11 protein-coding genes and 1 pseudogene are annotated in these 11,375 nt (G+C 73.0%); 5 read left to right on the top strand and 7 right to left on the bottom strand.

The features are described 5' to 3' along the window. The first annotated feature begins 95 nt into the window (after positions 1-95). Complete coding sequence (locus N5I75_RS10190) at positions 96-1,277, top strand: acyl-CoA dehydrogenase family protein (RefSeq protein WP_476676378.1); 1,182 nt, start codon at positions 96-98, stop codon at positions 1,275-1,277. Here the strand turns inward: N5I75_RS10190 and N5I75_RS10185 are convergent. Then, positions 1,274-1,906: a GNAT family N-acetyltransferase gene (locus tag N5I75_RS10185; protein WP_476676377.1), complete on the bottom strand. Its 633-nt coding sequence runs from the start codon at positions 1,904-1,906 to the stop codon at positions 1,274-1,276. The two genes, N5I75_RS10190 and N5I75_RS10185, sit on opposite strands and share 4 nt — an antisense overlap. A 130-nt stretch (positions 1,907-2,036) precedes the next feature. Between N5I75_RS10185 and N5I75_RS10180 the strand changes: the two genes are divergently transcribed. Beyond that, positions 2,037-3,488 (top strand): DHA2 family efflux MFS transporter permease subunit, encoded by a 1,452-nt coding sequence (locus tag N5I75_RS10180; protein WP_476676376.1) that lies wholly within the window; start codon positions 2,037-2,039, stop codon positions 3,486-3,488. Between the two features lie 189 nt (positions 3,489-3,677). Here the strand turns inward: N5I75_RS10180 and N5I75_RS10175 are convergent, their stop codons facing one another. From N5I75_RS10175 to N5I75_RS10160, 4 genes are read right to left on the bottom strand one after another with little or no spacing between them, the layout of a single operon-like run. Beyond that, on the bottom strand, positions 3,678-4,310 hold the full coding sequence (locus N5I75_RS10175) for a response regulator (RefSeq protein ID WP_476677012.1): 633 nt from the start codon (positions 4,308-4,310) through the stop codon (positions 3,678-3,680). An 18-nt stretch (positions 4,311-4,328) separates the two neighbouring features. After that, on the bottom strand, positions 4,329-5,891 hold the full coding sequence (locus tag N5I75_RS10170) for a histidine kinase (RefSeq protein WP_476676375.1): 1,563 nt from the start codon (positions 5,889-5,891) through the stop codon (positions 4,329-4,331). Positions 5,892-5,944: 53 nt separating this feature from the next. Then, entirely contained in the window at positions 5,945-6,661 is a 717-nt protein-coding gene (locus N5I75_RS10165; RefSeq protein ID WP_476676374.1) for an ABC transporter permease, read from the bottom strand. Then, positions 6,661-7,575, bottom strand: coding sequence for an ABC transporter ATP-binding protein (locus tag N5I75_RS10160; RefSeq protein WP_476676373.1), 915 nt, complete (start codon positions 7,573-7,575; stop codon positions 6,661-6,663). Before N5I75_RS10160 ends, N5I75_RS10165 begins: the two co-directional genes overlap by 1 nt. Positions 7,576-7,831: 256 nt before the next feature. On the opposite strand from N5I75_RS10160, the gene N5I75_RS10155 reads away from it, so the two are divergent. The 3 genes from N5I75_RS10155 to N5I75_RS10145 all read left to right on the top strand — a co-directional run bounded on the left by N5I75_RS10155 (position 7,832) and on the right by N5I75_RS10145 (position 10,872). Continuing rightward, complete coding sequence (locus tag N5I75_RS10155) at positions 7,832-8,686, top strand: MaoC family dehydratase (RefSeq protein ID WP_476676372.1); 855 nt, start codon at positions 7,832-7,834, stop codon at positions 8,684-8,686. Between the two features lie 33 nt (positions 8,687-8,719). Next, on the top strand, positions 8,720-9,796 hold the full coding sequence (locus N5I75_RS10150; RefSeq protein WP_476676371.1) for a Zn-dependent alcohol dehydrogenase: 1,077 nt from the start codon (positions 8,720-8,722) through the stop codon (positions 9,794-9,796). Positions 9,797-9,933: 137 nt separating this feature from the next. Continuing rightward, positions 9,934-10,872, top strand: coding sequence for a 3-oxoacyl-ACP reductase (locus N5I75_RS10145; protein ID WP_476676370.1), 939 nt, complete (start codon positions 9,934-9,936; stop codon positions 10,870-10,872). 1 nt (position 10,873) lies between these two features. Here the strand turns inward: N5I75_RS10145 and N5I75_RS10140 are convergent, their stop codons facing one another. Continuing rightward, positions 10,874-11,053: a hypothetical protein gene (locus N5I75_RS10140; protein WP_476676369.1), complete on the bottom strand. Its 180-nt coding sequence runs from the start codon at positions 11,051-11,053 to the stop codon at positions 10,874-10,876. 60 nt (positions 11,054-11,113) lie between these two features. Beyond that, a pseudogene (locus N5I75_RS10135) lies at positions 11,114-11,375 on the bottom strand (hypothetical protein); the annotation flags it as partial.

Raw genomic sequence — 11,375 nt, 5'->3', positions numbered from 1 at the left:
CCGTCTCACCCTGGACCACTCCGCCCCGCTGACGGAAGGTGGACGGGTCAGGCCAGTCGTCACCGTCACCACCGTCGCTGAGGAGCCCGAGCCCCATGCCGTTCCCCGCTCTCGACCCCGTCGACCCGCTGAACCTCGAAGCCCTCCTGACCGACGAGGAGCGGGCCGTGCGCGACACCGTGCGCCAGTTCCTCGACGACAAGGTCGAGCCGCACATCGCCGACTGGTTCGAGTCCGGCGAACTCCCGGACCTGCCGGGGCTCGCCCGCGAGTTCGGCGAGATGGGCCTGCTCGGCATGCACCTGGAGGGCTACGGCTGTGCCGGGATGTCGGCCCGCGCCTACGGCGTCGCCTGCCGCGAGCTGGAGGCCACCGACTCCGGGCTGCGCTCCTTCGTCTCCGTGCAGGGCTCCCTCGCCATGTTCGCCCTCCACCGCTTCGGCTCGGAGGAGCAGAAGCAGGAGTGGTTGCCGAGGATGGCGGCCGGGGAGGCCATCGGCTGCTTCGGCCTGACCGAACCCGACCACGGCTCCGACCCGGCGTCCATGACGACGCGGGCCCGCCGCGACGGCGAGGACTGGGTGCTCGACGGCCGCAAGATGTGGATCACGAACGGCTCGGTGGCGGCCGTCGCCGTCGTCTGGGCGCAGACCGAGGACGGCGTACGCGGCTTCGTCGTCCCCACCGACACCCCCGGCTTCTCGGCGCCGCTCATCAAGCACAAGATGTCGCTGCGCGCGTCCGTGACGAGCGAGCTGGTCCTGGACGGTGTCCGCCTGCCCGCCTCGGCCCTGCTCCCCGGGGCACGCGGCGTCGGCGCCCCGCTGACCTGCCTGAACGAGGCCCGCTACGGCATCGTCTGGGGCGTGACCGGCGCCGCCCGCTCGGCCTGGCAGGCGGCCCGCGACTACGCGCTCCAGCGCGAGCAGTTCGGCAAGCCGATCGCGGGCTTCCAGCTCACCCAGCAGAAGCTCGTCGACATGGCGCTCGAACTGCACAAGGCGACCCTGACCGCGCTCCACCTCTCGGCCCTCAAGGACTCGCCCGCCGGAGTCCACCCCGCCCAGATCAGCTTCGGCAAGCTGAACAACGTGCGCGAGGCCATCGAGATCTGCCGCACCGCCCGCACGATCCTCGGCGCCAACGGCATCTCGCTCGAGTATCCGGTGATCCGCCACGCCAACAACCTCGAATCGGTCCTCACCTACGAGGGCACGAGCGAGATGCACACGCTCGCGCTGGGCCAGGCACTGACGGGGCTCGCGGCCTTCCGCTAGCCGCTGCCTCCCGGAAGCCACTCGTCGGCGAGGATCGCCATGATCACCTCGTCGCGCCAGGCGCCGTCCCGCAGCTCGACGTGGCGGCGCAGGCCCTCCCGTACGAAGCCGGCCTTCTCGTACACGTGCAGCGCCCTGTCGTTGTCCGCGTAGGCCGCCAGTTCGATGCGGTGCATGCCGAGCGCCTCGAAGCCGTGGCCGACGATGAGCCGGACCGCCTCCGTGCCGAGGCCGCGGCCGCGCCCGCGCGGGCCGATCAGTGTGCGGAACGTGCAGCGGCGGTGCTCCGGCACCCACTCGTTCAGCACGACCTCGCCGACCAGCTCGCCGGTGACCCGGTCGGTGACGGCCAGGTCGAGCCGGTCGGGCTGTGCCGCGCGCGACCCGTACCAGGAGCGCAGGTGCGCACGGCTGAACGGGGCCGGGTCGCCGCCCGTGAAGTACAGCAGCTCCGGGTCGTCGAGGATCCCGGCCATGACGTCCGCGTCGTCCTCGGTGAAGGGGCGCAGGACGGTCCGGTCACCGGTGAGGACGGGCTTGTGGGAGAAGGGGGTCGGGGGGTGGCCGTGGTTTGTGGCGGCCGGGGTCGGTGGGTGGCCGTGGTTTGTGGCGGCCGGGGGTGTGGTCATCAGGGCAGTCTGCGGCAGGGGCCGCCGGGCTCGGCAAGCCCTTTACGGCCTACGTCCCGGGACGTATGACCTCCGGCCCATGCGGGCTGCACCTCAATCCGGATGTACGGGGCCCGGTCCGCCTGCGACCATGACACCTATGCCGCAGACCTCCCCCGACGTGCGAGCCGACACCGGCGCCGACATATCCGCCCGCAGACCCGCCCCGCCCGCCTGGCTCGTCGTCGCCGTGGCGTGTGCCGGGCAGTTCCTCGTCGTCCTCGACGTGTCCGTCGTCAACGTCGCCCTGCCGTCCATGCGCACCGACCTCGGGATGAGCGCGGGCGGGCTGCAATGGGTGGTGAACGCGTACTCCATCGCGTTCGCCGGGTTCATGCTGCTCGGCGGACGCGCGGGCGACCTCTTCGGGCGCAAGCGGATGTTCCTGGTCGGGCTCGGCCTGTTCACCCTCGCCTCGCTCGCGGGCGGCCTCGCCCAGGACGACTGGCAGCTCCTCGCGGCGCGCGCCGTACAGGGACTCGGCGCGGCGGTGCTCGCCCCGTCCACCCTGACGATCCTCACCTCCGCCGTCCCCGAGGGCGCCGCGCGGGCCCGCGCCATCGCGACGTGGACCGCCGTCGGCGCGGGGGGCGGCGCGGCGGGCGGCCTCGTCGGCGGTGTCCTCACCGAGGGCCTGAACTGGCGCTGGGTGCTCCTCATCAACGTGCCGCTCGGCGCCGTCGTCCTCACGGCCGCCGCCCGCTGGATCCGCGAGTCCAAGGCCGGTGGCGAACGCCGCCTCGACCTGCCCGGCGCCGTCCTCGTCACCGCGGGCACGGCCGTCCTCGCGTACGGCATCGTGCAGACGGAGGCGGAGGGCTGGGGCGCGGCGTCCACGCTGGTGCCGCTCGGCGTGGGACTCGCGCTGATCGGTGCCTTCCTGCTGGTCGAAGCGCGTACGAGGCTGCCGTTGATGCCGCTCGGACTGTTCCGGGTGCGGTCCGTGGCCGCCGCCAACGCGGCGATGTTCGTGTGCGGCATGGGCAGCTTCGCCATGTGGTTCTTCATGACGCTCTACGCCCAGAACGTCCTCGGCTACACGCCCATCGAGGCGGGCCTCGCCCTTGTGCCCAGCTCGCTGGCGGTCGTCGCGGGGTCGAAGATCGCGCCCCGCCTGATGCCGAGGTTCGGCGCGCGGAATGTCGCCGTCGCGGGTGTCCTCGTCACGGCTGCCGGGTTCGGCTGGCAGTCGACGATGAGCGCGGACGGCACGTACGTCCTGACGATCATGCTGCCCGGGATCGTGATGATGGCCGGCGCCGGTTTCGCGATGACGCCGCTGGCCTCACTGGCGACGTCGGGGGCGGCGCCGGGCGACGCGGGCCTCGTCTCCGGGCTCATCAACACGAGCCGCACGCTGGGCGGGGCGCTGGGTCTTGCGATCCTCTCCACGGTCGCGACGAGTCGCTCCGCGGGTTCTGCGGATCCTTCTGCGCTGACCCGGGGCTATGCGGGGGCGTTCCTCTGCGGGGCGGGGATCTTGGTGGTCGCGGTCGTACTGCTGGTGGCGTGGATGCCACGGGACCGCGCCGTCGCCGAATAGGCGACATTGCCGGGTGCACCGCCGTCGCGGCTGGTCGCGCAGTTCCCCGCGCCCCTGGAGCATGCGGCTCCGCCGCAGCCCCATAGGGCGGGGAATGGCGCACGCAGTGCGCATTCCGGGGGCGCGGGGAACGGCGCGACCAGCCACGACGAGAGTCGCACTCGGCAACGCACGCGCAGCGTCGCGGCGCTACACCCAGCCCTGCTGCCGCGCCTCCCGAAGCGCCTCCATCCGGTTCCGGGTACCCGTCTTCCCGATCGCCGAGGACAGATAGTTCCGCACCGTCGACTCGGAGAGATGCAGCACCCCGGCCACGTCGGAGACGGTCGCCCCGTCGGCAGACGCCCGCAGCACATCCGCCTCCCGAGCGGTCAACGGATTCGGCCCAGCGCTGAGCGCCGCCGCCGCGAGCGCAGGATCCACCACGGTCTCCCCCCGCAGCACCGCGCGGATCGACTCCGCCAGCTCCTCCACGGGCCCGTCCTTGACCAGGAACCCGGAGGCCCCCGCCTCCATCGCCCGCCGCAGATACCCGGGCCGCCCGAACGTCGTGAGGATCAGCACCCGGCAATCGGGCACCTCCTCGCGGAGCTCGGCCGCCGCGTCGAGCCCGCTGCGCCCGGGCAGTTCGATGTCGAGCAGGGCCACGTCGGGCCGGCATTCGAGGGCTTTGTCGACGATGAGGTCACCGGCCGCGACCTGCGCGACGACCTCCATGTCCGGTTCGAGGCCGAGCAGCAGCGCGAGAGCGCCCCGCATCATCCCCTGGTCCTCGGCGAGGAGCAGCCGCACGCTCTTGGCCGGCCGGTGGTCCCGCGGCATCTCTGTCACGGGGGAAGGTTACGTGGCCGGACCGCGCCCGGCGGCCCGGACGGACTCGGCCGGCACGGCGCCCGGCGCCGACTCGCCCCCACCGGTGGGCAGTTCGGCCCGCACCTCGAATCCGCCACGCGCACCGTCCTCCGCCTCAAGGACCCCACCCGCCGCGGCAAGCCGCTCGCCAAGCCCTTTGATCCCGGTACCACCGACCCTGGCCCGGCCGATCCCGGGCCCGCCGACTTCGGGCCCGCCGACTTCCGGCCCGCCGATCACGGGCCCGCGGACCCCGGACACACCGCCCCCGGCCCCGCCGCCCCCGGCCCCGCCGATCACGGGCCCGCCGACCTTGGCCCCGCCGATCCCGGCTCCGCCGACCTTGGTCCCGCCGATCCCGGCTCCGCCGACCTCGGCCCCGCCGAACCCGGCCCCGCCGACCTCGGCCCCGCCGAACCCGGCCCCGCCGACCTCGGCCCCGCCGAACCCGGCCCCGCCAACCTCAGCCCCGCCGACCCCCACCCCGTCGTCGACGACCCGCAACCGCACCCGCTCCGCCGTCCCCTCGACCGAGATCGTGCAGAGCGTGGCCGAGCTGTGGCGGACCGCGTTGGTGACGGCCTCGCGCACGACCCAGCCGAGCAGCGCCTCCGTCTGCGCGGACAGCGGCGGGCCCGACTGGCGGACGACCGGCTCGATGCCGGCCGCGGTCAGCGCGGAGCGCGCCCGGTCCAGTTCGGTGGCGAGGCTGCCCTCGCGGTACCCGGTGACGGCCTCGCGGATCTCGGTGAGCGCCTGGCGGCCGACCGCCTCGATGTCGGAGACCTGCTCCAGGGCCGCGTCGATGCTGCGCGGCGCGAGCCGCCGCGCCGCCTCCGACTTCACGACGATCACCGACAGGGTGTGCCCGAGCAGATCGTGCAGGTCGCGGGAGAAGCGCAGCCGTTCCTTCTCGACGGCGCGCCGCGCCAACTCCTCGCGGGCCGCGCGCAGTTCCCGTACGGCTTCGGACAGGGAGAGGATCGCCGCGGTCACCATCATGGAGAGGAACGTGCCGTAGACGATGCCGAGCGCGTCCCAGCCCTCCTTGACGCCGGAGACGGCCCCGGCCAGCGCGCTCAGAGCGAGGCCGGCCCTGCCGATGTGCGGCCCGCGCAGGATCGCGCCCGCCGCGAGCCCGAGCAGCGGGAAGAACGCCAGCCAGTTGCCGCCGAAGCCGAGGACGAGTGCGCAGGTCAGCACGGTCATCAGGCCGAGCGCCACCCGCGTGGAGACCGCCGTGCGGGTCTTCGTGTGGAACGCGCGGAAGACGACGTACACGTACAGGGAGTTGAAGGTCAGCAGGCCGAGGCCGCCGAGCCACGGGTTGCCGGTCCTGCCCTGGACGATGTTGGAGAACGCGCCGAGGCCGAGGAGCAGCCACGGGAGGAGCGCGAAGCCGGTCGGCGGCGGGCCCAGCTCCTCGGGCGGCCTGCCGTGTTCACCGCGCGCCCGGCGCTTCGCCTTCACGCGCGCGTTCTCGGCCTTCCACTCGGCCTGCGTCGCGCGCAGCTCATGGAACTGCCCGTTGACCTTGGACCACCAGGACATCCGCGTCACTCTCCGTCTTTTCCCCGTGCTCCCAGCGTTCCCCGCGCGCCCGCTCAGACGGTCCGGGCCGACCGGCGGTACGACACCACAGCGTACGAACCGAACGCCAGCAGCCAGCCGAGGAGCACGGCGAGCGCGGCGAGGGAGGGGAGATGGCCGTCGGCGACCGCCCGGCCGAGCTGCGCGAAGCGGTTGGTCGGGGTGAAGGAGGAGACGTGCTGGAGCCAGTCCGGGAACAGCTCCACCGGGAACCACAGGCCGCCGAGGACGGCGAGGCCGAGGTAGCAGAGCATGTTGATGCCGCCCATGGCCTGCGAGGTGAGGCGGTAGCCGTTGCCGAGGCCCAGCAGGGTGAAGGGCAGCGAGCCCGCCCACAGCAGCAGCGCGACGGCCGGCCACTTCCACGCGTCCATCCGTACGCCGTTGACGAGGGCGCCCGCGAGAAGCACCGCGGAGATCGCCGGCAGCACGGTCACCGCGCCGGTCAGGGCCCGGCCGGTCACACCCTGGCGCGGGGTCATCGGGGTGATCCGCAGTTGCCGCAGCCAGCCGATCGCCTTGTCCTCGGCGACCCCGGCGCCCGTGTTGAGGGCGGCGCCGAGCGCTCCGTAGGCCGCCATGCCGACCATCGAGGCCGTCTTCCAGCCGGTGGCCTGAGGGCCGAGGTTGGTGAACAGGAGGTACATCATCACGGGCATCGCGACCGTGCCGATCACGAACTTCCCGTCGCGCAGCGTGCGCCGTACTTCGAGCCGCAGGTAGTCCCACATCACACACGCTCCAGGTCGCGGGGGTCCGCGGTCAGCGCCATGAAGGCGTCGTCGAGGGAGGCCGGGGCGACCTCCAGGTTCCGTACGGCGTCCAGGCCGGCCAGCGCCATGACGGTCGCGTCCGAGTCGTCGGTGCGCAGGCGCGCCCGGTCGCCGCGGATCTCCACGGAGAGCACGCCCGGCAGCAGGGAGAGCCCCTCCGAGCCGCGGCCCGCGAGGTCGAAGGAGACGAGGCTGCCGCCGCCCGCCCGGCGCAGCTCCTCGCCGCTGCCGTCGGCGACGACCCGGCCGCGGTCGATGACGACGATCCGGTCGGCGTTGGCGTCGGCCTCCTCCAGGTAGTGCGTGGAGAACAGGACCGTGTGCCCGCGTCGCGTGAAGGCCCGCATCGACGCCCAGAAGGCGTGCCGCGCCTCGACATCGAGGGCGGCGGTCGGCTCGTCGAGCACGATCAGGGAGGGGTTGCCGGCGAGCGCCACGGCGAACCGCACCCGCTGCGTCTGGCCGCCCGACAGCTTGTCGACGCGCCGGTCCGCCAGCTCCGGGATGCCGGCGAGCCGCAGCGCCTCGTCCACGGCCATCGGCGCCGGGTACCGCCCTGCGACGAAGCCGACGAGTTCCGCGACGGTGACCCGGGGCACCGCCCGGCCCTCCTGGAGCATGGCGCCGACCCGCCCGGCGCGTACGGAGTCCTGCGGCGCGGCGCCGAAGAGTTCGACGCGGCCCTCCTCCGGGTCGTCCAGGCCGAGAAGGAGGGAGAGGGCGGTGGACTTGCCCGCGCCGTTGCGGCCGAGCAGCGCCACCGTCTCACCGGCCCCGATCTCCAGATCGAGCCCGTCGACCGCGCGCACGTCCCCGAACGTCCTGACGGCCCCCGTGAAGGACGCGGCTGCCTCTGTTGTCCTCGTCGTCATGGGTACGACGCTACGGACGGGGGCCGGGTCACCGGCAGATGCGCATGTCCGGACCTCGGCAGTACAAATGTCACCTGACACCACGTCAGAAAGGAACGGCCGCGCCCTTCCCAACCCACCCCCTCACGGCTATACAGGAGGTCGCCGGACGGAATGAAACAGGTTCTAGAACCGGCCCGCGACGACCTCGGTGCGGCCGACGGTGCGGACGGCCGCACCGAGGTCTTGAGCAGCTCTGGGAGGAGCGCCCGCCCTTATGCCCATCGACGCCGCCAAAGCCATCGCCGCCGAGCCACGTACCGCCGAGATCACCTGGGACCACAAGGACGTCCAGCTCTACCACCTGGGCATCGGCGCGGGCATCCCCGCCACCGACCCCGACGAGCTGCGCTACACGCTGGAGTCGAAGCTCCAGGTCCTGCCGAGCTTCGCGACCGTCGCGGGCACCGGGATGGCCATGATGGGCGGCCTCGCGGCACCCGGCATCGACGTCAACCTCGCCCACGTCCTGCACGGCGGCCAGACCGTCGAGCTGCACCGCCCGATCCCGGTGCGGGGCGCCGCGCGCACGCGTGCCCGCGTGGCAGCGGTGTACGACAAGACCAAGGCCGCCGTCGTCGTCCTGCGCACCGAAGTGACCGACGCGGACGGCCCGTTGTGGACCAGCGACGCCCAGGTCTTCATCCGCGGCGAGGGCGGCTTCGGCGGCGAACGCGGCCCCTCCGAGCGCCTCCCGGACCCCGCCCGCGAGCCCGACCACACCGTCGACCGCCCGATCCGCGAGGACCAGGCCCTCCTCTACCGCCTCTCCGGCGACTGGAACCCGCTCCACGCCGACCCCGAGTTCGCCAAGCTCGCCGGGTTCGACCGGCCGATCCTGCACGGCCTGTGCTCGTACGGCATGACGCTCAAGGCGGTCGTCGACACCCTCCTCGACGGCAACGTCTCCCGCGTCACCCGCTACGCCGCCCGGTTCGCCGGCGTCGTCTTCCCCGGCGAGACGCTGCGCGTCCGCATGTGGCGGGAGCCCGGCCGGATCCGGGTCGCGGTGGCGGCCCCGGAGCGCGACGAGGCCCCGGTCCTCGCGGACACCGTCATCGACCACTCCTGACCACCCGCACCTCACGCGAAGGAGCCGCACCCCATGCGAGCAGCTGTTCTGCACGAGACAGGCCAGGACAAACTCGAGGTCCTCGACGACGTCGAGGCGGTCGGCTTCGGCCCCGGCAAGGTGCGCATCCGCGTACGGGCGACGGGCCTGTGCCACTCCGACATCTCCGCCATGACCGGCGTCCTGCCGCAGCCCGCCCCCTTCGTCCCCGGGCACGAGGGCGCGGGCGAGATCGTCGACGTGGGTGAGGGAGTGACCGGCCTCGCCCCCGGCCAGCGCGTCCTCGTCTGCTGGCTGCCCGCCTGCGGCGCCTGTCCCGCCTGCAAGCGCGGCCAGACCCAGCTCTGCCTCGCCGGGTTCATGAACGCGGGCACGCCCAACTTCAAGCGCCCGGGCGGCGACGTGTTCGGCTTCGCCGGCACCGGTACCTTCGCCGAGGAGGTCGTGGTCGACGCGGGCTGCGCCGTGCCGATCCCCGACGACGTCCCCTTCGACATCGCCGCGCTCATCGGCTGCGGCGTCACCACCGGGCTCGGCGCGGCCATCAACACGGCCGACGTACAGGCGGGTTCGTCGGTCGCGGTCATCGGCTGCGGCGGCGTCGGCATCTCCGCGATCCAGGGCGCCCGGCTCAAGGGCGCCGCGCAGATCGTCGCCGTGGACCCGGTGACGTCCCGGCGCGAAGCGGCTCTGCACTTCGGCGCGACGGAGGCGGTCGCCCCCGACGCACTCGCCGACGCCAAGCAGCACCTCACCGAGGGCGAGGGCTTCGACTACGTCTTCGAGGTCGTCGGGAAGTCGGCCACGGCCCGCACCGCGTACGAGACCACCCGGCGCGGCGGCACCCTGGTCGTCGTCGGCGCGGGCGCGATGGACGACGTCCTCCAGCTCAACATGTTCGAGCTCTTCTTCGACGAGAAACGCATCCTGCCCTCGATGTACGGAGGCGGAGACGTCCTGCGCTCCTACGAACGAGCCATCGCCCTGTGGCGCGCGGGCCGCATAGACCTCCAGTCCCTGATCACGCACAGGGTCCCGCTGACAGAGATCAACGAGGCCCTGGACCAGATGCGCACGGGCTCCGCCCTGAGGACGTGCATCGAGCTGTAACCCCGCCAGGGGCGCGGGGAACTGCGCGACCAGCCACGAAGGCGCCGCACCCGGCAATGTCGCTGAGGCCACGGGGCTCTGCCCCGGACCCCGCTGCTCAATCGCCGCAGGGGCTTGAAGAAAAGAGGACCGCGCATATGCCAACGCCGCTCAAAGGTCGCACGGCAATAGTCACAGGCGCCGGGCGCGGCCTGGGCCGTGCCGAAGCCCTGGAACTGGCCCGCCTGGGCGCGAACGTGGTCGTCAACGACTACGGCCAGCCCAGCCGGGACGGCACAGGGAGCGCGGACGCGAGCCCCGCTCACCAGGTGGCCGAAGAGATCCGCGCGCAGGGCGGCACAGCCACCGCCCACACGGGCGACGTGGCCGACCATCAACAGGCGGCCACGCTGATCCAGGCAGCGACAGACACGTACGGCCGCCTGGACATCCTGGTCAACAACGCCGGCATCCTCCGCGACCGCATGATCTTCTCGATGACGGAGGACGAGTGGGACTCCGTCATACGAGTCCACCTCAAGGGCCACTACAACACGACCCACTTCGCGGCCCGCCACTGGCGCGAGCGCGCCAAGGCGAGCGGCGCCCCGGTCTTCGGACGGATCATCAACACGTCCTCGGAGGCGTTCCTCGCGGGCTCGGCGGGACAGCCGAACTACGCGGCGGCGAAGGGCGGCATCGTCGGACTGACCACGTCGACGGCGCTGGCCCTCGCCAAGTACGGCGTCACCGCCAACGTCATCTGCCCCCGGGCCCGCACCAGGATGACCGAGGACGTCTTCGCTGGGTTCGCCGAACCCGACGGCGGGCTCGACCCGCTGGCCCCGGAGCACGTGGCCCCGCTCGTCGGCTACCTCGCCTCACCCGCCGCCGCGAACGTCAACGGCCAGCTCCTCGTCGTGCACGGCGGCATGGTCGCGATCGTCGACCGGCCGCGCGTGCGGGCCAAGTTCGACACCGTCAAGGAGGTGTTCACCTACGAGGAGCTGGACGCGCTGCTCACCCCGCACTACAAGGAGCGCCCGCCGACGGAGACGTTCGCGGCGACGGAGGTGCTGGCCCTGAAGCGGGACTGACCTACGCCTGCGTCTCCTCGGCGCGGGGCCCGCGGTGCCGCCCGCGCGGTTCAAGCTGCGTGTCCTGCGCGGCGGGCGCGGAGATGACCGCGCCCCGGTGCCGCCCGTGCCCGGCCCGCTCCGCGGAGACCTCCGCCTCCGGACCGTCCGTACCCGCGTCTATGCCGTTGCTTTCCGCCATCGGAAAACTCTCCCCGTGAAGCCGTACCCGTACAAGATCGTTCAGTTGCGCCGGGGGAGTCTAACCTCCGGCTTTGCGCCCGCCGAGAGGCGCCTGCGCCAACGGCACCGGACGCGGCGCGGCGGGCGCGGGCGGCTCCACCGGCGCCTCCTCCCTCGGCGCCGCGGGCTGCGGCGCGGGCAGCCGGGCGAGACCGCAGGGCACGTCGGCGGTGGCGTAGGGGAGCGCGAGATCGCCCGACCGCGACCAGAAGCCGGACCCCGCCAGCCAGCCGCGCGGCGCCGGGAACTGGTGCAGCGTGCCCTCGGCCGGACGCCACACC

This window comes from Streptomyces sp. R818, from assembly GCF_056172735.1.
Note: the sequence above shows the minus strand (reverse complement) of the source record. Positions and strands in the feature narration are given on the sequence as shown.